The organism is Nocardia sp. NPDC050406 (assembly GCF_044459025.1).
In the GTDB taxonomy this organism is placed as follows: domain Bacteria; phylum Actinomycetota; class Actinomycetes; order Mycobacteriales; family Mycobacteriaceae; genus Nocardia.
Genome location: NZ_JBITIM010000002.1, coordinates 660507 through 682089 on the forward strand (window position 1 = coordinate 660507; position 21583 = coordinate 682089).

Genomic DNA, 21583 nt, shown 5'->3' on the forward strand with positions numbered 1-21583 from the left:
ACGGTCGGCGGACCGAGTGGTCCACCGAGCTTCAGCATGCGCGCCGCGCGGTGGGGCTCGCCTCATCCGTGGCGGGTGAATCCGCGCGGAACACCGTGGCCGACGGGGTCAGAGCAGGCCGTGACGACGCGCCTGCTCCAGCGCCGCCATCCGGGAATTGGTGTCCAGCTTGGTGTAGATGCCGCGCAGGTGGGTCTTCACGGTATTGACGGAGACACCCAGGTCGTCGGCGATCTGCTGGGCGGTGCGGCCGGAGGGCAATTGCTTGAGCACCGTCAGTTCCGTCTCGGTGAGCGCGGGCGCGGCCGTCGTGCGTCGTGCGGCCGGATGGTGGCGCACTCGGTCGGCGAAGCCATTGTGGTGCGCGAACCGGCCCGCGTAGTTGTCCAGCAGATCCAGGGCGTCGGGGACATCGAGGAAGGGCCGCACCAGATGGTCGGGGGCGGCCACCCGCAGCGCGTTGTCCACCGACTCGTAGGCCTTGAGCGAATTGCCCAGGGCGGCATGGGCTTGCGCGTGCAACAGGCAGATGGTGGTGACCGCCACCGGATAGGTGTCGATCTCGGTCAGCGGGTCCAGCAGGGCGCGCACCGAGCGCGGTTTGTGCGCGGCCGCCGCCAGTGCCGCCTGGCACAGCAGCACCGACGGATCGTCGCCCAGCACCTTGTGCGCGTGCTCGACCAGCTGCTCGGTGGGGCGGGGGTCCGGGATGCGCAGTAGCGCCCACACCACCGGGGCCAGCAGGCCGCGGCTGAGCACGGGATCGGAGCGCTCCAGGAGCACGGACATGCTGTGGCGCAACGACTGCGCGGCCGCGTGCCGGTTGTCGGCATCGTCGAAGGCGATCAGCAGCGCCACCACGTGCGAGTGTCCGCCGGGCGCGAGTTCACCGGAGCGGATGCGCTCGACGAGATCGTCGGCGAAGTGCCGCCGGGCCGGTTCGTCGCCCTGGAGATAGGCGGCCAGTCCGGTCATGGCGACGACCTGCGCCAGGTCGGGGGTATCGGCGAGGCCGTAGTCGTTGGCGATATCCAGTGCGCGCGTGGCTCTTTCCCGCATGGAGGCGACACCGCCCTCCGCGCCCGCGGCCACCGCGAGCCGGATCATGGAGCGCACCGCCAGCCGCGAGTGCCGGGTGTGCGCGGCCAGGGCCAGACCCCGCCGCAGGTGCCGCTCACCACCCGCGATATCGCCGCGCACCACCATGAGCAGCGACAGCTGGACCGCCGCGTAGCAGTCGATATCCGGATTGCCGGTCACCGCCAGGGTTTCCGACGTGGCGATCGCGCCGACCGGCAGACCGCTGGCCAATGCCGCGTCCACCGACACCGCCGCCGAGAGCACCTGCAACCAGACCCTCGGCACGAACGAATCCGCCTCGGTGATATCCCCGGGCAGCAGCTCCAGATAGGTGGTGGCGGCCGAAAGGTCGTCGCGCACCAGGGCGTCCACGATGCGCAGCAGCCGGACATAGGCGTCGGAGGCCAGGTCCGGTAGCGCCCGATCGAGCGCGCCGAACAGCTGACCGCCGCCGCCGTCGAGTATCAGCCCGAGCGCCTGCTCCCGCAGAAAAGCGCTGAGCTGCAAGCGATCCGACAGCTCCAGCAGATGCGGCAGCGCCTTGCCCGAGCGACCGTGCGCGACGTACCACTGTGCGGTGCGCAGGTGCAGGTCGGCCATGGTGTCGCCGCCGAGGCCGCGCGCCTCGGCCCGTAGATACGCCCGCAGCATGGGGTGGTAGCGGAACCACAGCTCCTCACCGTCGGATTCGTGGGCCACCGGGAAATTGATGCGCTCCAGCTCACCGAGGGCATCGCGGGCGCTGCGCCCGGTCAGCTGATCGGCGAGATCCTCGGTGAAGGAGTCGGGAATCGCTGTGCGGGCGAGGAATTCGCGGGTCTGCGGATCCAGGGCGGTCATGAGTTCGCCGACCAGGAAATCGGAGACCGCGCGCACCGGCCGCCCGAGCACCGCCAGCCCGGCCGCGCGGTCACGCTGCGCCGCGAGGTAGATGGCGGCGATGCGCACCAGCGCCGCCCAGCCGTGCGTCAGCCGCAGCACGGTCTCGACCTCGCCGTTGTCGAGTAGGCAGTCGTGCTGGGCGCACAGGTCGCGCACCTGCTCCGCGCTGAGCGCCAACTCGTGCTGGCTCACCCGTTGCAGACGGCCCGAGAGGTCCAGCCCGTGCCAGCGCAGCGGCGGTTCGAAACGGCCGGAGACCACCACGGTCATGGTGCTGGGCAGGTCGTTGAGCAGCTGTTCCAGCCCGGCCAGCGCGAGGGGATCGGTGACGAGATGGGCATCGTCGACTATCAGCACGGTCGGTTCGACGGGTAGCTCCGCCGGATCGAGCAGACCGTTGACCGGATGTCCGGAGCCGACGGGTGCGAGCCCGAAGGCGGTCCGCAGCGCGGCGCGCAGATCCTCGGCCCGAGCCGTCGTCTCGGCCAGGGTGAGCCAGCAGACGCGGGTGGCGGGTCGGGTGTCGGCCAGATGTTCGGCCCATTCCGACAGCGCGACGGTCTTACCGCTTCCGGCCGGTGCGCAAATCAGCAGCACCCGACCGTCGAGGGAGTTGGCCACCGCATCGAAGCGCAGTCGCAGCTCCGGCCGCACCACCGTGGGGAATGCCAGCTCGGGGGCACCGAGCCGCATCGACGTATGGCCATTCGGAACCGGCTGGAAGTCTGGCCCCGGCGGGGTGTGCACTGCGCCTCCTCGACTCGGAACGATCCGTCGTCCCGTTGCTCGATAAGGGCAACTTACTAGCTATCCATACCCGGATGTTCGGACGCCACGGTACGAATTGTCGGTTCGCTCAGTCGACCCGCAGCGTGTCGCCAGCCACCGTCACCGTGCGGATGGTCAACCCCGTTCTGGCCGGTCCGTCCTGGACGGAGCCGTCGGCGACGCGGAAGGTGCTGCCGTGGCAGGGGCACCGGATCAGGCCGTCGCGGACCTCGTTGACGGTGCAGCGCTGATGTGGGCAGACGGCCGAAAAGGCGTGGTACTCACCCGGATTGGGTTGGGTGACCACCGTCGTGCGGTCGCGTAGGACGGTGCCGCCGCCCACCGGGATGTCGGCGGTGGGGACGGTGAAGGATTCGCTGTCGGTGGCGCGGCCGGTGGTGCAGCCCGTGGCGGCCACGGCGGTTCCGGCGAGGGCGAGCGCGCATCCGCCCGCGAGGACCGTGCGCCGGGTCGGCGTCGGGAGATCGTGGTCGGTCATGGGCGACTCCTCACGCGGTGACCAGTAGCCCGGTCAGATACATGACGACGATTCCGGCGATGACGCCGGTGACGGCGGTGGCGTCGGCCCGGTCGTGACCCTCGGCCCGCAGGGCGGGGATGATCTGCACGATGACCTGGGCGATCGCACCCACGCCCACGCCCAGCAGCAGCGCGGCCAACTCCGCATTGTTGACCGACGCGCCCAGCACCGCGCCGATGATGGCGGGCACCCCGGCGAGCGCGCCCAGCGCGAGCAGCGTGAGCAGCCGGACGCGTTCGCGCACCAGCGGGGCCACGATGGCCACGCCCTCGGTGGTGTTGTGAATGGCGAAGCCCAGCACGAGGAAGGCCCCGAGCGCCAATTCGCCTATGGCATAGGCGGATCCGATGGCCAAGCCCTCACCGAGATTGTGCAGCCCGATACCCGCGGCGATCATGGTCGCGAGCCGCAGCCCGGAGGCGCCCTGTTCGGCCGCGCGGGTGCGGCGGGTGCGCAGCCAGCGGTCGACGGCCGTCAGGGTCAGGAACGCCAGCGCCGCGCCGAGCACCACCAGTTCGGCCCCGCCGAACGCGCCACCGGATTCGCGGCCCAGTTCGAGACCCTCGGTGGTGCCGTCGACCACGAGGAAGACGAGCAGGCCGACCGTCACGGCGAGCAGCAGTCGCAGGACGCCGCCGCCCGCGCGGCGGGCCAAGGGCAGCACCAGCATGCCCAGCAGAACCGGGATCACACCCACGTAGACCCCGAGCAGCACCATCAGCCCGAAGAACGAGCCTTCGGGTTTCGGCGTCTGCACGGCCGCCGCGATCTCGTGCTCGATGACCAGCCCCGTCGAGGTGAGCATGGAGACCAGATACGGCTGGCCCTCGCGCCACGGGTAGTTCAATTCCAGTGTGGCCGAACTCATTCGGCCGATCTGCTCCTCGCCGCCGCTGAGGTCGACGAAGGCGTCGTTGACGAAGACCTGCGCCACCGTCACCGGATCCGGTCCGGTATTGCGCACGGTGATGCTGATGGTGTCGGGCGTGAGGACCGTGCGCTCCACGGCCAACTCCTCCACCGGCGGCCCGAGCCGCTCCGGCAGCGCGCGCCCGCCCAGCAGCCCGAGCCCCGCCAGCACCGCGCCGATGAGCAGCACCAGCCCGGCCCAGCCGAGCCAGGTGGGGATCCGGTATCGCGGTGCGGCGGTGGGCGATTCGGTACTCATTCGGTCACCTCGAAGAACCCCATCCAGCCCAGGTCCGCGAATTCGGTCTTGTGGGCGTGGAACATGAATTTGCCGGTATGCGGGAACCGCATCTCGCAGATGCCGCGCTGACCCTGCGCCTGCACCACCGTGTCGGTGAATTCCGTTGGCGTGAGCCGGGTTCCGGTGGGGAAGTACTCGAAGAAGTTGCCGTGCACGTGGAAACTGTTGATCGGGTCGTACTCCAGCACGTTCACCAGGTAGATCCGCACCAGCTCACCGCGTTTCACCCGCACCGGCTCGTGCATGTAGTGGAACGGAATCCCATTGACCGCGTAGAGCTGATTGCCCTCGCCGTCGAAGGTGGTGTTGAAACCGTGCATCACCATGACCATCTCGTCCGCGGCCGGACGCGGCTGCGGCGGATCCACGATGAAGGTGCCGTACATGCCGCGCGCGATGTGCTCGGCCAGCGGGCTCACATGGCAGTGGTAGAGGTGCAGACCGAAAGGCGTGGCATCGAATTCGTAGGTGAACGACTCACCGGGCTGGATCACGCCCCGACCGACGCCGGGCACCCCGTCCATCTCCGCCGGGTGAATCCCGTGGAAGTGCATGGTGTGCGGATGGTCCGAGCCATTGGTGAAGGTCACCTTCAGCTGATCGCCCTCGGTGCAGCGCAGCGTCGGCCCCGGAATCCGGGAATCGAAGGTCCAGGCCGGAAAGGTCACGCCCGGCGCGACCTCCACATCCTCGTCGCTGCTGTAGATATGCCACTCCCGCAGCGTCCGCCCGTCGGGTAGCCGCGAGACGGTGCCGTAGTCGAAGTCCCGCAGGATCTCGGTGGGGTTGAAGCCATTGGCCTCGTGGTCCACCGTCGCGCCGAGGCGGAAGGTCGGCCCGTCGATACCGCCGCCACCGTGCCCGGTATGCCCGCCGCCGTGGCCCGGGGCCTGCCGTGCCGCCGCCTCGGCCTCGAAGACCTTCGCACCCCCGAGCAGTACTCCGGCCGATCCGGCTACCGCACCCCCGACCAGGAACCCCCGCCGTGACGACTGCTTCATTCACCCACTCCGAACTATCCCGCTGAGGTACAAAGTTTGGCAGACCTGAACCTCAGATTCAATGAGCCGAAGTAATGATCTAGGCGACCCGACAAGCAGGTCGTTCACCCCGTCTCCGAGCGGCCGGGAAAGTACAGTGACGAACGACAATCACGCTGGCCGGTCATGAGGAGTTCGGCGATGGCCGAGGTGCGGGCACAGGTGGGGGTACTGGGTCCGGTCCAGCTCACGATCGACGGGGTGGCGCAGCAGCTGGGCGGACCCAAGCAGCGCGCGGTGCTCGCCTACCTGGCCATCAACGCCAATCGGCCGGTCTCGGTGGAGGCGCTGGCGCAGGCGGTCTGGGAGGATCTGCCGCCGCCGGATGTGCGCGTGAGCCTGCACGCCATCGTCTCCAATCTCCGAAAACCCCTGCGGGACGCGGGAATCGACGCCCGGGAGACGCTCTCGCACATGGGCACCGGTTACCGCCTGGTCATCGCCGAGGGCGGCAGCGATGTTCAACGCTTCCGCGATCGCCGGGAAGCCGGGCTGCGGGCCCTGGCCGCCGGGCGCTTTCCGGCGGCGGGCGAGGCATTGTCGGACGCGCTCGCCCAATGGCGCGGCCCGGTCCTGGCCGACCTGCGCGGACTGGGGTTCGCCGACGCCTACGCCACCGCTCTCGACGACGAGCGCCTCGGCGTGATCGAGGCCCGCGCCGAAGCCGATATCGCCCAGGGTCGCACCGATGCCGTGGTCTCGGAGCTGGCCCTGCTGGTGCGTGAGCATCCGCTGCGGGAATCACTGTGGGAGCACCTGATCACCGCGCTCTACATGGCGGGGCGGCAGTCCGATGCCCTCGAGGCGGCGCGACGGCTGCGCGCCACCCTCGCCGACGAACTCGGCATCGACCCGGGGCCGCGCATCCGCGAATTGGAGGCGCGCATCCTGCGGCAGGAGCCGCTGTCGGTGCGTGCGGTCGCGGCGGCCTCGGCCACCCGCGCGACCACCATCATCGACCGCAGCTGGCACGAACCCGATGCGATACTGCGCGATCGGGCCGGGCACGTGTACCCGATCTCGGGGCCGGTGACCCGCATCGGACGCTTGTCGGACAACGACATCGCGCTCTCCGACGGCCGCGTCAGCCGCCACCACGCTCTCGTCGTGGACAACGGATTGGCTTGGGTGCTCAAGGATTTGATGTCCTCCAACGGGGTGTACGTGGACGGGGTGCGGGTGGTGGACAGTGTGGTGCTGCACGACGGCGCGCTGCTGCGGATCGGCGATGTGGAGCTGACGTTCGTGCTGGTCCGCGCGGACCGCGCCTGAGCGGTCCGGCGCGACTGCGTACGCTGCGGTCCATGGCAAAGGGAGACAGCACCGGCCGCGACTGGTTGTCCGAACAGCGCGCCGACCTGGCCGCCGAACGCATTCTGGACGCCGCCGCCCAACTCTTCGCCCAGCACGGCCCGACCGGGGTGGGGATGGCCGAGATCGCCAAGGCGGCGGGCTGTTCCCGGGCCACGCTCTACCGCTACTTCGAGAATCGGCACGCGGTGCGGGTGGCCTTCGTGCACCGCGAAACCCGCCGCCTCGCCGCCCGGGTGGGGGAGCGGGTCGCGGGTATCGCCGATCCAGCCGAACTCGTGGTGACCGCCATGCTGGCCGCGCTGCGCGAAGTCCGGGCCGACCCCATGCTGATGGCCTGGTTCGGACCCGGCGAATCCGGTCCGGCCGGGCGCATCAGCCAGGATTCGGAGGTCATCGAATCGATTGCCGGGGGACTGTTCGCCCCCGCCGTCCCCGATCTGGCCGAGCGAAGTCGCCTGGCGCGCTGGCTGACTCGCGTTATCGTGTCGTTCCTGGCCGCGCCCGGCCGCGACGAGGACGACGAGCGCGCCATGCTCGAGGAGTTCGTCGCACCGGTCGTCACCCGCGCCTTCGCCTGAACCGGTGGGTTAAGGTCTGCGCTTGTGTCCGCTCCGCGATCGCTAGCCGAAGTCCGTATCCGTATCGACGCGCTCGACGGTGAGCTGATTCGGCTGCTGGCCGAGCGGCAGGGACTGGTGCGCACGGCGGCGACATTCAAGAAGGACGAGCAGGCGGTGCGCGCACCCGATCGCGTCGAGCGGGTCGTCGCACTGGCGCGCGAGCGCGCCGCGGCCGCCGGGCTGGCCCCCGAGGTGGCGGATGCGGTGTGGCGGGCCATGATCGGCGCGTTCATCGAACTCGAACTCACCGAACACGCGGAGTTCACGCACGGCTGAAACCGCTACTGCCCGGAGCGATAGTCGGTGCGCGGCGCGCGCAGCACCGATCCGAGCGCGGTGGCCAGATCGTCCACGGCCTCGCGGGCCGGTTTCATGGGCATGGCGTGGAAGACGTGCCACAGCCCTCGGTACTCCCGATGACGCAGCGGCGCACCGAGTTTCGCGGCGTGGTCGGCGAAGCGGCGGGCATCCCCGGACAGGATGTCGTCGGTCGCCGAATGCATCACCACGGGTGGTAGCCCGGTGATATCGCGGTAGATCGGGGACAGTTCGCGACGGCGGTCCTCGGGCACATGCGGCAGGTACGCGTCCATGAACTGCCGCATGAGCTCAGCGGTGAGCAGTGGTTCACGGCGGGCGTCGCAGTGGAAGGCCGAGGACGCGGCCGAGAGATCCAGCACCGGGCAGATCATGCCGAGCACCGCCGGGAACGGCAGTCGGTCGTCACGCAGGCGCAGCGCGAGATCCACCGCGAGCGTGCCCCCGGCCGAATCACCCACCACCGCAATGCGATCGGGCCGCACGCCGCGCTCCACCAGCGCCAGGTAGGCGGCCACGGTGTCCTCGATGGCGGCCGGATGCGGATGCTCCGGCGCCAGCCGGTAGTCCAGCGCGTACACCGTGGTGTTCAGTGCCGCCGCCAGTGCGCCGGTGAGTGGACGCACCATGCGCGGGGCGCCGATCACGAAACCGCTGCCGTGCAGATACAGCACCGCGGTCTCGTCCGGCGAATCCGCCGAGGTGAGGATTTCGGCTGGGACGCCGCCCAATTCGCCGGTGGTCACCGATACGTTCCGAGGCGCGCGGGCGGACCGGGTGCTGGCCCGCGCCCGCGCCCGCACGCGCGGCCAATCGGGTGCGGGGCCGAACCACCACGCCGCCATGACTCGGGAACCGAAGCGCAACAAGGGAATCAGCACGGCGACCTCACTTCCGGCCAGCGACCCGGTGCGCCGGTGCCGACGGCGACACCGTGTAATCGGCCGGATCCGGTTCTCGCCGTATCAGTTTCTCGTAGGCCCCGGGGGTCCACGGCCACAATTCCGGAATTCCGTCCTTGCCCAGATACCAGCTCTGACAACCGGTGGCCCACACGGTGCTCGGAGCCGCGGCGCGCATGCGGGCGTTGTAGCGGGCCGTCGCCGCGGCGGTCGGTGCCACCGTGGTGAATTCCCCTGCCCGCCACCGTCGCAGCCAGCCCACGATGCGCGCGGACTGCGCCTCGGCCACCGCCGTCAGCGGATGGTTCGCGACAGGGCTGTGCGGGCCGACCAGCATGAACAGATTGGGGAAGTCCGGCATCATCACGCCCTCGAAGGCGCGCGGGCCCTCCGCCCAGGCCTGATCCAGGGTGCGCCCGTCTGCGCCCGTGATCGCCATGGGCCGCATGAACGCGTGCGCGTCGAATCCCGTTGCCAGGACGAGAACGTCGAGATCGTGCCGTCGTCCGTCGGCGGTGACCACCCCGTGTGCGTCCACCCGGTCGATTCCGCTGGTCACCAGCTCCACGTCGGGTCGCTGGATCGCCTTGTAGAAGCGGTCCGAGACCACCAGCCGCTTGCACATGGCCTGATAGTCGGGCGTCAGTTGGCGTCGCAGTTCGGGGTCGCGCACCGAGCCCAGATTGCGCGCCACCACCCATTGGATGAATCTGCGCGTCAACCCCGGGTGCACCAGCCCGCGCGAGAACAGCGCGAAGGCGGCGCGATTGCAGGCATAGGCGGCCCGGCCCAAGGTGGGCAGCCGCCGGTACACCGTCTTCGCCACTCGCGTGTACTCCCGGTTCACGGTCGGCAGGATCCACTGCGCGGTCCGTTGGAACAGCACCACTTTCGGCACCTGTCCAGCCAGCGCGCTCACCAATTGCGTTCCCGTGGAACCGGTGCCGATCACGCCGACGCGTTTGCCGGTGAGCTCGACCGCGTGATCCCAGCGCGCCGAATGCATGACAGGCCCGGTGAACTCGGCCAGTCCGGGAATCGTCGGCACGCGCGGATGGTGCAGGAAACCCGTTGCGCAGAGCAGGAAGTCGAAGCGCTCGACGTCGCCGGTGGAGGTGGTCACCCGCCAGTCCTCGCCGGAGAACTCCGCGCCCACCACTTCGATGCCGAAGCGGGTGTGCCGGTCCAGTCCGCGCTCGCGCGCCACCCGGCACAGGTACTCCTTGATCTCCGGCCCCGTCGAATACAGCCGCGACCACTCGGGATTCATGGCGAAGCTGAACTGGTAGTAGCGCGAGGGCACATCGCACACCAGCCCGGGATAGCTGTTCTCGCGCCAGGTGCCGCCGAAATCGGAGCCCTTCTCGAAGATCGTGAATTCGCCGAATCCGGCCCGCTGTAGCGCGGCGGCCGCGGCTATTCCGGAGATGCCCGCGCCGACAATGCCGATTCGGGGCTGGCGTTGTCGTGCAATGGCCCTTGCCACAACGGTTTTCGGCACGATGGCGCTCCTCGCTGGACATAGAGTCATTCGCTGGACGCAGTGTATAGCGAGTGTTACGGTGTGCGCCAGATCACGATGCGAACTTCGAAGGAATCGTCATGCGAGCTCTCCAGTGGACCGGCCCCGAGACCGTGGAGGTCCGCGACATCCCCGTACCGGAGATCGGCCCCGGCGATCTGTTGTTGCGCGTCGGCGCGGCGGGGGTCTGCCACTCCGACCTCACCCTGGTGAACTTCCCGGTGCGCCTGCGCGAGGATCCGCTCACCCTCGGCCACGAGGTGGCGGGCACCATCGAGGCCCTCGGCGCGGATGTCATCGGGCGCGAGGTCGGCGAACGCGGGGTGGTGTACCTGTTCTGGACCTGCGGGGTGTGCCGAGAGTGCGTGAGCGGCAACGAGAATGTGTGCATCGCCGCCGGGCGCACCGCCATGCCGCCCACGCCCGGGCTCACCATCGAAGGCGGTATGGCGGAATACGTTCGGATACCGGCGACCTCGTTCGTGCCCATCGGCGATCTGGACTTCCTGCAGGCCGCGCCGGTCGCCGACGCGGCCCTCACCGCGTACCACGCCATCCGGGGCGCGAAGGAGCAATTGCGGCCCGGCGGAACGGCTGTCGCCATCGGTATCGGCGGGTTGGGTCATGTGGCGTTGCAGATTCTGCACGCCATCAGCGGCGTACGGGTGATCGCCGTCGACGTGGCCCAAGAGAAGCTGGACCTCGCGGCCGACTGCGGCGCGGATGTCGGCATTCTGTCCGAAGACAATGCCGCCCAACAGATTCTGGATCTCACCGGCGGACGTGGCGCGGACGCGGTCTTCGACTTCGTGGGCGTCGACGCCACCGCGAAACTCGCCGTCGAGACCGTCGCGCCCAATGGCGCGTATCGCATGGTCGGCATCGGCGGCGGCGCACCGGAGATCACCGCCGCACCGGCGGGCGGCCCCGGCTGGCCCTGGGGCGCGTCGGTGCGCAAGTCCCTGGGCGGTACCCGTCGCGATCTCTACGACTGCGTCGCCCTCTCGCAAGCGGGCAAGCTGCACATGGAGGTCGAGCGCTTCGACCTCGGCGACGGCCCGGAAGCTTTGCAGCGGTTGGACAACGGCAAGATCCGCGGCCGCGCGGTCCTGGTGCCCTGAGCCGCCCACCGCCGGGGCATCGGCGTCACAGTCGGTCGATGCGCTGCGCCAACCAGTGGCGAGTATCCGAATCGCGCGCCGCCGCCAGGACTTTCGCCCGCGCGGCCGGGGACAGGTCGGCCAACAGCCGCCCGACCCGCCCGCGCGTGGACCAGTCGACGAGATAGCGCAGCGCACCGGCCGCGGCGCGCGCATCGGCCGTCTCGACCGCGCGGGCGAAATCGAGCCGATGCTCCAGATCGAGGAGCAGGCGCGGAATGTCCTCGTGCAGCGGATGTCCCGTCTCTTTCCCGGTGCCGGAGGCATACCAGGTCAATAGCCGGGTAAGTCGTTCGAGTGCGTCCGGATATGCCATGGCCAGTCGCGCCCGCGCGGCCTCGATCTGTGCCGCGCGCAATTCGTATCCGCTCGCCGAGGTGCCCAGGAACAGCTCGGTGTATTCCGCCAGCGGCGGCGGCATATCGGCCACCCAGCGCCGCGCGGCCCGGTCCGCGTCGAGACGGCGGCGCTCCGACGCCCGGAATTCGCGCAGCGGTTCGACCACCCCGCGCACCGCCAGCCACTCCAGCGAGCGCACCCCGTCCGCCAGGACCGCATCGACGTGCCAGCCGTTCCAGCGCAGCGAAATCCCGTGGTGCAGGGTGACCGTCGTGAGCGGCGCATCGCTGATATCGAAGAAGTCCAGGGCCACATCACCCAGGCACCGACAGATGTAGCCCGGAATGTCGGCTATGCGCAGTGCCTCGCGCAAGGCGCTCACCGCGACCGGATCACGCTCGTCCAAGAGGATTTCGGTATCGCCGCGCATCCGCCGCGCGCGTACCCGTCGGGCACCCGCGAGTAGTCGATCCAAGGCATCGATATCCGACATGGCGGCTCTGCCTCCCCGAACGGCGTGCCTCGCTGCGCACTGCCTACCTGCTCTGCTCGCCTCACCATAATCGTCACGACCGGTCTCGGCGCGCGGTCCGTGCGCCATAAACCCGGTAATGGTGTCCCATTGATTGCTGGCAGTGGTACGTACCAGTGGTGATACGGTTCCGTGTGACGCCGACAACTCTTGTCTCGCCCCGAGACCAGAACCAGCGATCGGGGCATGACCGGCTGTTGTGCTCTCCGGCCGCGGTGGAGGCGAACGACACAGGCGCGGGACGACTACCCGTCCCGCGCCGAACTGCATAGTTGCCGAGAAGCCAGACATAGGAGACACCATGGCGATATCGGGCCCTGAACGGAATGCGACCGGGCCGGTGCCGGGTCGCAGTAGTGGCCTGTTCCGCACCAAATCGGTCGAACAATCCATCCGTGACACCGATGAACCCGATGCCAAACTCCGCAAAGACCTGACGGCCGTCGACCTGGCCATCTTCGGTGTCGCCGTGGTGGTCGGCGCCGGTATCTTCACCCTCACCGCGCGCACCGCGGGCAACCTCGCCGGACCCTCGGTCTCGCTGGCCTTCGTACTCGCCGCCATCGCCTGTGGCCTGGCCGCGCTCTGCTACGCCGAGTTCGCCTCCACCGTGCCGGTCGCGGGCAGCGCGTACACCTTCTCCTATGCCACCTTCGGCGAACTCGTCGCCTGGATCATCGGCTGGGACCTCATCCTCGAATTCGCCCTCGCCGCGGCCGTGGTCGCCAAGGGCTGGTCGCAGTACCTGGGCGTGGTTCTCGGTGGGCACCAGCCCATCTGGCACTTCGGCTCGGTCAGCTTCGACTGGGGCGCGGTACTGCTCATCGCGGTGCTCGGCCTGCTGCTGGCGCGCGGCACCAAGCTCTCCTCGCGGGTCTCGGCCGTGGCGGTCGCCATCAAGCTGGCCATCATCGCGCTGGTGATCGTGGTGGGCGCGATGTACTTCGACAAGGACAACCTGAAGCCCTACATCCCGGAGTCCAAGCCGGGTGAGAGCGGCGGCGACGGCCTGCACCAGTCGCTGTTCTCCTTCGTCACCGGCGGCGGGCACAGCACCTTCGGCTGGTACGGCCTGCTGGCCGCGGCCTCCATCGTGTTCTTCGCCTTCATCGGCTTCGACGTGGTGGCCACCGCCGCCGAGGAGACCAAGAACCCGCAGCGCAATGTGCCGCGCGGCATTCTGGGCTCGCTGCTCATCGTCACCGTGCTCTACGTGGCGGTCTCGCTGGTGCTGACCGGCATGGTGCCCTACACCGAACTCGAGGGCGACAGCACGCTCGCCACCGCGTTCGCGGCACACGGCATCACCTGGGCCAAGAACCTCATCTCCATCGGCGCGCTGGCGGGTCTGACCACCGTCGTCATGGTCATGTACCTGGGCCAGACCCGGGTGCTGTTCGCCATGTCGCGCGACGGGCTCATGCCGCGCAAGCTGGCCCACACCGGACCCAACGGCACCCCGGTGCGGCTGACCGTCATCGTCGGCGTCGTGGTCGCGCTGCTGGCCGCTTTCGTGGAGTTCGGCACGCTCGAGGAAATGGTCAATATCGGCACGCTCTTCGCCTTCGTGCTGGTGTCGGTGGGCGTGATCGTGCTGCGCCGCACCCGCCCCGACCTGCCGCGCGGCTTCAAGGTGCCGCTGGTGCCGCTGCTGCCGATCCTGTCGGTGCTGGCGTGCGGCTGGCTGATGTTCAACCTCTCGGTCGAGACCTGGCTGCGCTTCATCGTTTGGATGGCGATCGGCTTCGTGCTGTACTTCGCCTACGGCCGCCGCCACTCGCTGCTGGGGCAGAGGGCGGGCGATACCGGCAAGTAGCTAACTTTCGGTTCCAGCTCCGAGGTCACGGTGGTGGTGTGTCGTCATGACACCACCACCGTGTGTGATGTTCAATTGCTCTGATATTCGAGATAAGCGTCACATGCCACACCAGCATCACCTCAGCATCCGAGAGGAACCGATTGTGAGCATGCTCCTCGCCGCCGCGCACGACACGTATACGACGGTCGTCGCGCAGATCGGCAACCCGACGCCCGAAACGCCGCCGGTTGCCGACAAACTCATGAAATTGGTCCGCTACTTCAACTGGTTCGTGCTGCTGTCGGGCGTCACCGCCATCACCTATGGCGGTGGCCGATTCGCCTGGGAGAAGTGGAGCGGTGGCGGGCTCGATTCGCCGAAGATGGTGGCCGGAGCCATGATCGGCGGCGCGACCGCCACCAGCGCGGGCACCATCATGAACTCGGTCATCGGCTGATCGGAGCCGGTGAATGGCGGGTGGGTCGATATATCGACCCACCCGCTTCGCGTTCCCGACGGGTCAGAGCTGCGCGAGCATGGTGCGCATCTGATCGATCTCGGTCTGCTGCGCGGTCACGATGGCCTGCGCCAGCGCCTTCGCCTCCGGGTTGACGCCCTCGGCCAGCTCGGTGTTGGCCATGCCGATGGCCCCCTGATGATGCTCGATCATCATGTCCAGCCACTTCTTGTCGAAGGCCGGGCCGCTGGCCAGCTCCAGCGCGGTCATCTGCTCCGGCGACATCATGCCCGGCATACTGCCGTGGCCGCCGTGCCCGCCCTCGCCCGGCGCGGGTTCGCCGAAGCTCACCAGCAGCGTGCTGATCTGCCGCATCTCCGGGGCCTGGGCGTTCTCCACGCTCTTGGCGAGCGCGATGAGCTGCTGATTCTGCGAGCGCGTGGGCACCAGCTTCGCCATCTCCACGGCCTGCGCGTGATGCGGGTACATCATTTCGAGGAAGGTCACGTCGGCCTTGTTGAAATCGGTGCGGGTGGCGGCCGAGGCGCTGGTGGTGGTGCTGTGGTGGGTCGTTTCCGGCGTGGAGCCGGAGTCGTCGCCGCACCCGGCGGCGATCAGGGCGAGGGCCGAGATGCCGGTGACGGCGGCGAGCTTGACGCGATGTGATCCGAACATGGTTGTACTCCTTGGTGATTGCGCGTGAATGCTGATGAGGGCAGGTGAAATCCCGCTGCCGCGTGGGTGATACGCGACGGCGCGAGGCCCATCAGATTCGGAGAATCGCCAAGTCGGCCAGGGTGGGGACCGTCCACGGAGGTGGACGGGCGCGGCGGATGCGCCGCCACGGTAGTCGCACCGGCAGGTCGTAGCGGCGGGTGACGCCGACCCAGTAGAGAACCGCCAGCGCCAGTGCCAGTCCGAGGACGGTCAGCACGAAGACGCAGCCGTGCACGCCGCCCGAGGTGTCGCAGCCGCCATCGGGGCAGCCGGAATTCTGGGTGAGTTGGCCGTCGCCGCTCTGCGCGGCCAGTAGGGCGGGTTCGGGAGGATTCGCGGCCGGGAGTGCATGGTCGTGCTCCGCGCCGGGTGCCCCATGACCCCGCGCCTCCGGTGCGCCGGTGGACAGGTGCGCCACCGCGCCGGAAATCACGGGGACCACTGCGTCGGAAAGTGCGGGGACCACCGCGTTGGAAAGCGTAGGGGCCACCGCGTCGGAAAGCGCGGGGGCAATCGCGTCGGGGGATTCGTGGGACACCGCGCCGTGCGTCTCGACGCTCGCAGCCCCGTGTGCGCCGTGGCCGACGGCGAACACCGCCGAATGCATGATCACGATCCCGGCGAGCAGGATGAACAGCGCCAGCGCCCGGGGAAACCCGGTCACGCGTAATGCCTGCTGCTCACCCATATGGCCAGTCTAGCGACGCCGATCCGTCTGGCATGGATACCCCCGACTGGTATCTCGGGCGGGGTCGCGGCCGGAACGCGCGGGTTCCGCCGACTCGGGTTCGGCCGTCCCAGCCGGTAGCGTGGCGCGCGTGTCACAGCGCGAACTGGTAATTCTCGGGACCGCGAGTCAGGTGCCGACCAAGCAGCGCAACCACAATGGCTACCTGCTGCGGTGGGATGGGGAGGGGTTGCTGTTCGATCCGGGGGAGGGGACGCAGCGGCAGATGATCTACTCCGGGGTTTCGGCCACCGACATCACCCGCATCGGCATCACCCATTTCCACGGCGACCACAGTCTCGGACTGGCCGGGGTGGTGCAGCGCATCAGCCTCGACCGGGTTCCGCACGCGGTGGACATCTACTATCCGGCCTCGGGTGAGCAGTACTTCCAGCGCCTGTGCAACTCCACCGCCTACCGCCACGCCGCCGAACTGCGGCCGCGCCCCATTCGCGCGAATGGCGAAATCCCCGCTCCCGACGCCACTTTCACCCTGCGTGCGGCCCATCTCTCGCATCCGGTCGATGCCTACGGGTACCGGCTCGACGAACCGGACGGCCGCCGCATAGTCCCCGAGCGGCTGCGCGCCCTCGGCCTCGCCGGTCCCGTGGTGGGGGAGTTGCAGCGCACCGGCAGTGTCGAATTCGACGGCCGCACCGTCACTCTGCACGAGGTGAGCGAACCTCGGCGCGGCCAGAGCTTCGCCTTCATCATGGACACCCGGCTCTGCGACGGGGTCTACGACCTCGCCGAGGGCGTGGACATGCTGGTCATCGAGGCCACCTTCACCGACGCCGACGCCCTGCTCGCCGAGGAGTACGGCCACCTCACCGCCGGTCAGGCCGGAAAGGTCGCCGCCTCCGCCGGAGTCCGCACCCTGGTGCTCACCCACTTCTCCCAGCGCTACCGCACCCTCGACGACCACCTCGACCAGGCCCGAGCCCACTTCGACGGCGATATCGTCGTAGCCGAGGACCTCGCCCGCATACCGATGCCGCCCCGCCGCTGATTCCGGCGCGTAAACCGCCGCGAACCCGCCCGGAGCGCAGCGGAGGGCAATTGGATACAGCAAGATGGATCGCATGGGCGCACACGACGAGTTGATCGAACTGGCGGACCGTTATTGGGACAGCCTGCTGGAGTCCGCACCCAGCGAGGCAACCCTGTTGGGCGACAGGCGATTCGACGATCGCATCGAGGATCTGTCGGTGGCGGCGGAGGAACGGCTGCTGCGCACCTGGGAGGGTTTGCTGCGGGAGACCGAGGCGCTCGACACCGCGCGGCTCGACGACTCCGACCGAATCACCCACAGTCTGCTGCGCACCGAGTTGACCGGGGCGGTGGAGCATCTGCGGTGGCGGCCCGCCGAGATGGCCTCCGACCAGATGAACGGCGTGCACGCGCAGCTGCTCACCATGGCTCCGCAGATCAATGCCCCGGAGCCGGAGAACGCCGAACGCCTGGTGCGGCGCTACCGGCAGTTCGGCGCGCTGCTGGCGCAGGCGACGCAGCGCTTCCGCGACGGCCTGGCCGCCGGGCGCACCCCCGCGCGCATCGCCATCGAACGCTCGCTCAATCAGCTCGACGGCTATCTCGCCTCCGATCTCGCCGAGGACCCGTTCGTCACCTTCCCCGGTCCGTCCGACTGGGCGGGCGAAAAGGCTTGGCGCGCAGAGCTCGCCGACGTCGCCCGCGAGGTCATCCGCCCCGCCTTCGCCGCCTATCGCGAGGCGTTGGCCACCGACCTGCTGCCCGCCGCGCGCTCCGACGAGCGGCCCGGCCTGTGCTGGCTCGGCGACGACGGCGCGGATATCTACCGCCGCCTGCTGCGCCTGCACACCACCCTGCCCGATCTCGGCGCGGACGAGATCCACCAGCTCGGCCTGACCGAATTGGACCGGCTGCGAACGGAATACGCCGAAGTCGGCGCGCGCCTGTTCGACACCGCCGACCTCGGCGAGATCTTCACCCGCCTGCGCCGCGACCCCGAGCTGCGCTACGACAACGGCGACGAGATCATGGCCGATGCCCGCCGCTGCCTGGCCGATGCCACCGCGATCATGGGCGACTGGTTCGGCCGTCTGCCCAAGCAGTCCTGCGATATCCTGCCGGTCCCGGATTTCCTGGCCGCCGACGCGCCCGCCGCCTACTACTTCCCGCCCGCCGCCGACGGCTCCCGCAAGGGCGCGTACTTCGTCAACCAGCACGACGCCAAGGGCCGCAACCGCTACGAGACCGCCTCGGTGGCCTTCCACGAGGCGATTCCCGGCCATCATCTCCAGCTCACCATCGCCAACGAGCTCGACCACCTGCCGCGCTTCCAGCGCCAGTCCTTCGCCAATACCGCCTTCGTGGAGGGCTGGGCGCTCTACACCGAACGGCTCGCCGACGAAATGGGCTTGTACGCCGACGATCTCGGCCGCATCGGCATGCTCGCGGGTGACTCGTGGCGCTCCTGCCGCCTGGTGGTGGACACCGGCCTGCACGCCAAGGGGTGGACCCGGCAGCAGGCCATCGACTTCATGGTCGCCAATGCCCCGGTCGGGCTCGAGGAGATTCGGATCGAGGTGGACCGCTACATCGCCATGCCCGGGCAGGCCGTCGCCTACAAGGTGGGTCAGCTGGAGATCCAGCGCCAGCGTGCCCAGGCCGAGCAGCGCCTCGGATCGGCCTTCGATATCAAGGCTTTCCACGATGTGGCGCTCGGCTCCGGCTCGGTGAGTCTGCCGGTACTGCGGGAGTTGGTCGCCGCGCTCTGAACCGTCGGGACAGTCGAATCCGTCACGATCCGACGGAACAGGAATAGCGGCCGCACCGTGGTGTTCGACTCAGTTGATGAGTCGAGCTAACGAAAGAGGGTGCTGATGACGGCCACCGAGGTTCGCACCGGCGTCGGATTCCGATCCGAGCGCGGACCGCTGCTCATCTCCCTCATGATGGCGACCGGGCTGGTGGCGTTGGACTCCACCATCATCGCCACCGCGGTGCTCACCATCACCGATCAGCTCGGCGGGTTCGCGCAGTTCCCGTGGCTGTTCTCCATCTACCTGCTGGCGCAGGCGGTGACCGTGCCGATCTACGGCAAGCTCGCCGATATGCTCGGCCGCAAACCGGTCATGCTGTTCGGCATCGCGATCTTCGCACTGGGCTCGCTGCTGTGCGGTCTGGCCACCAGCATGCTGGCGCTCATCGTGTTTCGCGCGGTGCAGGGTATCGGCGCGGGCGCGGTGGCTCCGATGTCCATGACCATCGCCGGGGATGTCTACACCGTCGCCGAACGGGCCAAGGTGCAGGGCTATCTGGCCAGCGTATGGGCGGTGTCGTCGGTGCTCGGCCCGTTGTTGGGCGGCGTCTTCGCGGAGTACGTCAGTTGGCGGTGGATCTTCCTGGTGAACCTGCCGCTCGCGGCGCTGGCCGCGTGGATGCTGGTGCGGCACTTCACCGAAAGCACGCCTCGGCAGTCGCACCGCATCGACTATCTGGGCGCTGGACTGCTGGCGGTCGGCGCCGGTGGGCTCATGCTCGCACTGCTCGAGGGTGGGCACGCGTGGGCGTGGGGTTCGCCGACCAGTCTGGCGCTCTTCGGCGGTGGTGCGCTGGCGCTGATCGCCTTCGGCCTGGTCGAGCGCCGTGCCGCCAATCCGATTCTGCCGCTGTGGATCTTCCGTCGCCGCGTGGTGCTGGCCAGCAGCATGGTCTCGTTGCTCGTCGGCGCGGTGCTGCTCGGATTGACCTCGTACGTCCCGACCTTCGCCCAAGGCGTGCTGGGGGCCGGGGCGCTCGTCGCGGGACTCACCGTCGGCGCGCTCACCATGGGGTGGCCGTTGGCGGCCTCGCAGGCGGGAAAGGTGTACCTGCGCATAGGTTTCCGTCGTACCGCGCTCATCGGCAGCACATTGGGCTCGCTCGGCGCGGCGACACTGCTGCTGGTCGACGCCGATTCCGCGCTGTTGCGGCTGGCGGTCGGCTGTTTCATCGTCGGCACCGGTATGGGCCTGGTCGCCACCCCGACCCTGATCGCCGCGCAGACCTCGGCCGACTGGTCCGAACGCGGCGTGGTGACCTCCACCAATATGTTCGCGCGCTCGATCGGCAGTGCCGTCGGTGTCGCGGTTTTCGGTGCCTTGGTGAATGCCCGTGTGGGCGGCGCGGACCACCCCGCGCCCGAGGTGCTCGCCCCCGCCATCCATGTGGTGTTCCTCGCGGTGACGGCCATGGCGATCGTCATGGTCGCGGCCTCGGCCATGATGCCGCGCCGCTGACCGGCGCGCTGCGCCCGGTTGTGCGAAGGGTCAGCAACCGGGCACTGCGCGAACGGTTTTCAGGCGCGCGCCACGGTTTGCACTGTCATAGAACGCAGTAATGCGAACTGGGCACTCGTATAACACAATGAACCAGCCGAATGGGACAGCGCGGCAATGATCTAGCACACTGTAGGTGTGGTTGAGGTCGAGGATGTCTTGAGCCGGTTGCGGCGCTACCCCGATGTGGAGGCGGTGAACCTCTACGCGGTGGACGCCGCCGATCGGCTGTTGCTCGATGTGGCCGCCGATTCCCTTGCCGCGGTAGGCGATGCCCCCGGGCGGGTCGCCGTCATCGACGACGGCTACGGCGCGCTCACACTCGGGGCCATCGCCGCGCACGGACTGCGCGGGGTGCGGGTGCACCAGGATCTGCTCACCGGCGAGCAGGCCCTGGCCAACAATGCCCGCCTGGTCGGGCTGACCGACCGCTACACCGTGCACGACCTCGGACCGGAACTGCTCGCCGACGTGCGGGTGGTGCTCTTGCGCCTGCCGCGCGCGCTCTCCGGGCTCGCCGAGATCGCCGATGCCATCGCGCGCTACGCCGATCCGGAGGTCGAGGTCTACGCGGGCGGGCGCGACAAGTACCTGACACCCGCCATGAACGACGTGCTGGCCGAATCCTTCGGCACGGTGCGCGCCAGCCGAGGGCGGCAGAAATCCAGAACCCTGCTCGCCACCGAGCCCAAAGCCGTTGGCGACCCGCCCTTCCCGGTGCGCAATCGCATCGACGAACTCGATCTCGAGGTGGTCGCGCACGGCGCCGCCTTCTCCGGACCCCGGCTCGATATCGGCACCCGATACCTGTTGGAGTTCCTCAAGCGCATGAAGCCCGACGCCCGCGAGGCCGTCGACCTCGGTTGTGGCACCGGCATTCTCGCGGTGTCGCTGGCCAAAGCCCGTCCGGGACTGCGGGTCACGGCCACCGATCAGTCCGCGGCCGCCGTCGCCTCCACCCGGGCCACCGCCGCGGCCAACGGGGTCGGCGACCGGGTGACGGTGCTGCGCGACGACGCCATGTCCAATGTGCCCGACAACAGCGCGGATCTGGTGCTGTGCAATCCGCCCTTCCATGTCGGCGCGGCGGTGCACACGGGGTCGGCCATCAAGATGTTCCAGCAGACCGGGCGGGTGCTGCGGCCCGGCGGGGAGCTGTGGACCGTCTACAACTCCCATCTCAACTACCGAGGGGTCATGGCGAGCATGGTGGGCAAGACCGAGGTGATCGGGCGCAATCGGAAGTTCACCGTCACGCGGTCGGTGCGGGGGCTGCACGACAGCGCCGAGTGAGCGAGGGGGCAGCCAGTAATTCGACCGGTCGGTCCGGCGAGCAGAATGGCGCTATGGCCCGA

At 68.9% G+C, this 21583-nt stretch carries 19 protein-coding genes; 10 read left to right on the forward strand and 9 right to left on the reverse strand.

Annotated features, from left to right (window positions below; genetic code table 11):
- Positions 1-108: 108 nt before the first annotated feature.
- From ACIBH2_RS16315 to ACIBH2_RS16330, 4 genes are all read right to left on the reverse strand, one after another.
- On the reverse strand, positions 109-2655 hold the full coding sequence (locus ACIBH2_RS16315; protein WP_397118103.1) for a LuxR C-terminal-related transcriptional regulator: 2547 nt from the start codon (positions 2653-2655) through the stop codon (positions 109-111).
- A gap of 163 nt (positions 2656-2818) precedes the next feature.
- Positions 2819-3229 carry a Rieske (2Fe-2S) protein gene (locus tag ACIBH2_RS16320; RefSeq protein ID WP_397118105.1) on the reverse strand — a complete coding sequence of 137 codons (411 nt, stop codon included), beginning with the start codon at positions 3227-3229 and terminating at the stop codon, positions 2819-2821.
- A gap of 10 nt (positions 3230-3239) precedes the next feature.
- On the reverse strand, positions 3240-4439 hold the full coding sequence (locus ACIBH2_RS16325) for a ZIP family metal transporter (RefSeq protein WP_397118107.1): 1200 nt from the start codon (positions 4437-4439) through the stop codon (positions 3240-3242).
- A complete protein-coding gene (locus ACIBH2_RS16330; RefSeq protein WP_397118109.1) occupies positions 4436-5482 on the reverse strand; it encodes a multicopper oxidase domain-containing protein in 1047 nt (348 codons plus the stop codon). The genes ACIBH2_RS16325 and ACIBH2_RS16330 overlap by 4 nt, the downstream gene beginning before the upstream one ends.
- 165 nt (positions 5483-5647) lie before the next feature.
- Here ACIBH2_RS16330 and ACIBH2_RS16335 point away from each other — a divergent pair, with 165 nt between their 5' ends.
- The 3 genes from ACIBH2_RS16335 to ACIBH2_RS16345 are packed head-to-tail and all read left to right on the forward strand — an operon-like array spanning position 5648 to position 7731.
- On the forward strand, positions 5648-6793 hold the full coding sequence (locus ACIBH2_RS16335) for a BTAD domain-containing putative transcriptional regulator (protein WP_397118111.1): 1146 nt from the start codon (positions 5648-5650) through the stop codon (positions 6791-6793).
- Positions 6794-6825: 32 nt separating this feature from the next.
- On the forward strand, positions 6826-7413 hold the full coding sequence (locus ACIBH2_RS16340; RefSeq protein WP_397118113.1) for a TetR/AcrR family transcriptional regulator: 588 nt from the start codon (positions 6826-6828) through the stop codon (positions 7411-7413).
- Between the two features lie 24 nt (positions 7414-7437).
- Positions 7438-7731, forward strand: coding sequence for a chorismate mutase (locus tag ACIBH2_RS16345; RefSeq protein WP_397118115.1), 294 nt, complete (start codon positions 7438-7440; stop codon positions 7729-7731).
- Positions 7732-7736: 5 nt separating this feature from the next.
- Here the strand turns inward: ACIBH2_RS16345 and ACIBH2_RS16350 are convergent, their stop codons facing one another.
- Entirely contained in the window at positions 7737-8654 is a 918-nt protein-coding gene (locus ACIBH2_RS16350) for an alpha/beta hydrolase (protein WP_397118117.1), read from the reverse strand.
- Positions 8655-8661: 7 nt separating this feature from the next.
- Positions 8662-10176, reverse strand: a complete 1515-nt coding sequence (locus ACIBH2_RS16355; RefSeq protein WP_397118119.1) for a flavin-containing monooxygenase — start codon at positions 10174-10176, stop codon at positions 8662-8664.
- Between the two features lie 101 nt (positions 10177-10277).
- On the opposite strand from ACIBH2_RS16355, the gene ACIBH2_RS16360 reads away from it, so the two are divergent.
- Positions 10278-11318, forward strand: coding sequence for an NAD(P)-dependent alcohol dehydrogenase (locus ACIBH2_RS16360; RefSeq protein ID WP_397118121.1), 1041 nt, complete (start codon positions 10278-10280; stop codon positions 11316-11318).
- Positions 11319-11343: 25 nt separating this feature from the next.
- Here ACIBH2_RS16360 and ACIBH2_RS16365 read toward each other — a convergent pair whose 3' ends face one another.
- Positions 11344-12189, reverse strand: a complete 846-nt coding sequence (locus ACIBH2_RS16365; protein ID WP_397118123.1) for a hypothetical protein — start codon at positions 12187-12189, stop codon at positions 11344-11346.
- A gap of 340 nt (positions 12190-12529) precedes the next feature.
- Between ACIBH2_RS16365 and ACIBH2_RS16370 the strand changes: the two genes are divergently transcribed.
- Together ACIBH2_RS16370 and ACIBH2_RS16375 are read left to right on the forward strand one after the other, a co-directional pair.
- The gene (locus tag ACIBH2_RS16370) at positions 12530-14044 is read left to right on the forward strand and encodes an APC family permease (RefSeq protein ID WP_397118125.1); all 1515 of its coding nucleotides are present in this window, start codon (positions 12530-12532) and stop codon (positions 14042-14044) included.
- Between the two features lie 151 nt (positions 14045-14195).
- A complete protein-coding gene (locus ACIBH2_RS16375) occupies positions 14196-14483 on the forward strand; it encodes a hypothetical protein (RefSeq protein ID WP_397120789.1) in 288 nt (95 codons plus the stop codon).
- A 63-nt stretch (positions 14484-14546) separates the two neighbouring features.
- Here the strand turns inward: ACIBH2_RS16375 and ACIBH2_RS16380 are convergent, their stop codons facing one another.
- Positions 14547-15158, reverse strand: coding sequence for a DUF305 domain-containing protein (locus ACIBH2_RS16380; protein WP_397118127.1), 612 nt, complete (start codon positions 15156-15158; stop codon positions 14547-14549).
- Positions 15159-15249: 91 nt separating this feature from the next.
- Positions 15250-15888, reverse strand: coding sequence for a hypothetical protein (locus ACIBH2_RS16385; protein ID WP_397118129.1), 639 nt, complete (start codon positions 15886-15888; stop codon positions 15250-15252).
- Positions 15889-16018: 130 nt separating this feature from the next.
- Here ACIBH2_RS16385 and ACIBH2_RS16390 point away from each other — a divergent pair, with 130 nt between their 5' ends.
- From ACIBH2_RS16390 to ACIBH2_RS16405, 4 genes are all read left to right on the forward strand, one after another.
- Complete coding sequence (locus ACIBH2_RS16390) at positions 16019-16936, forward strand: ribonuclease Z (protein WP_397118131.1); 918 nt, start codon at positions 16019-16021, stop codon at positions 16934-16936.
- A 73-nt stretch (positions 16937-17009) separates the two neighbouring features.
- On the forward strand, positions 17010-18686 hold the full coding sequence (locus tag ACIBH2_RS16395; RefSeq protein WP_397118133.1) for a DUF885 domain-containing protein: 1677 nt from the start codon (positions 17010-17012) through the stop codon (positions 18684-18686).
- 105 nt (positions 18687-18791) lie between these two features.
- On the forward strand, positions 18792-20189 hold the full coding sequence (locus tag ACIBH2_RS16400) for an MDR family MFS transporter (protein WP_397118135.1): 1398 nt from the start codon (positions 18792-18794) through the stop codon (positions 20187-20189).
- A 177-nt stretch (positions 20190-20366) separates the two neighbouring features.
- Positions 20367-21521 carry a class I SAM-dependent methyltransferase gene (locus tag ACIBH2_RS16405; RefSeq protein WP_397118137.1) on the forward strand — a complete coding sequence of 385 codons (1155 nt, stop codon included), beginning with the start codon at positions 20367-20369 and terminating at the stop codon, positions 21519-21521.
- The last annotated feature ends 62 nt before the right edge of the window (positions 21522-21583 follow it).

What these genes read in the sequence shown, in the direction of transcription:
- ACIBH2_RS16315 (WP_397118103.1), bottom strand. Translation starts at nt 2,655, where the DNA reads ATGCGGCTCGGTGCCCCCGAGCTGGCATTCCCCACGGTGGTGCGGCCG.
- ACIBH2_RS16320 (WP_397118105.1), bottom strand. Translation starts at nt 3,229, where the DNA reads ATGACCGACCACGATCTCCCGACGCCGACCCGGCGCACGGTCCTCGCG.
- ACIBH2_RS16325 (WP_397118107.1), bottom strand. Translation starts at nt 4,439, where the DNA reads ATGAGTACCGAATCGCCCACCGCCGCACCGCGATACCGGATCCCCACC.
- ACIBH2_RS16330 (WP_397118109.1), bottom strand. Translation starts at nt 5,482, where the DNA reads ATGAAGCAGTCGTCACGGCGGGGGTTCCTGGTCGGGGGTGCGGTAGCC.
- ACIBH2_RS16335 (WP_397118111.1), top strand. Translation starts at nt 5,648, where the DNA reads ATGAGGAGTTCGGCGATGGCCGAGGTGCGGGCACAGGTGGGGGTACTG.
- ACIBH2_RS16340 (WP_397118113.1), top strand. Translation starts at nt 6,826, where the DNA reads ATGGCAAAGGGAGACAGCACCGGCCGCGACTGGTTGTCCGAACAGCGC.
- ACIBH2_RS16360 (WP_397118121.1), top strand. Translation starts at nt 10,278, where the DNA reads ATGCGAGCTCTCCAGTGGACCGGCCCCGAGACCGTGGAGGTCCGCGAC.
- ACIBH2_RS16365 (WP_397118123.1), bottom strand. Translation starts at nt 12,189, where the DNA reads ATGTCGGATATCGATGCCTTGGATCGACTACTCGCGGGTGCCCGACGG.
- ACIBH2_RS16370 (WP_397118125.1), top strand. Translation starts at nt 12,530, where the DNA reads ATGGCGATATCGGGCCCTGAACGGAATGCGACCGGGCCGGTGCCGGGT.
- ACIBH2_RS16375 (WP_397120789.1), top strand. Translation starts at nt 14,196, where the DNA reads ATGCTCCTCGCCGCCGCGCACGACACGTATACGACGGTCGTCGCGCAG.
- ACIBH2_RS16380 (WP_397118127.1), bottom strand. Translation starts at nt 15,158, where the DNA reads ATGTTCGGATCACATCGCGTCAAGCTCGCCGCCGTCACCGGCATCTCG.
- ACIBH2_RS16385 (WP_397118129.1), bottom strand. Translation starts at nt 15,888, where the DNA reads ATGGGTGAGCAGCAGGCATTACGCGTGACCGGGTTTCCCCGGGCGCTG.
- ACIBH2_RS16395 (WP_397118133.1), top strand. Translation starts at nt 17,010, where the DNA reads ATGGGCGCACACGACGAGTTGATCGAACTGGCGGACCGTTATTGGGAC.
- ACIBH2_RS16400 (WP_397118135.1), top strand. Translation starts at nt 18,792, where the DNA reads ATGACGGCCACCGAGGTTCGCACCGGCGTCGGATTCCGATCCGAGCGC.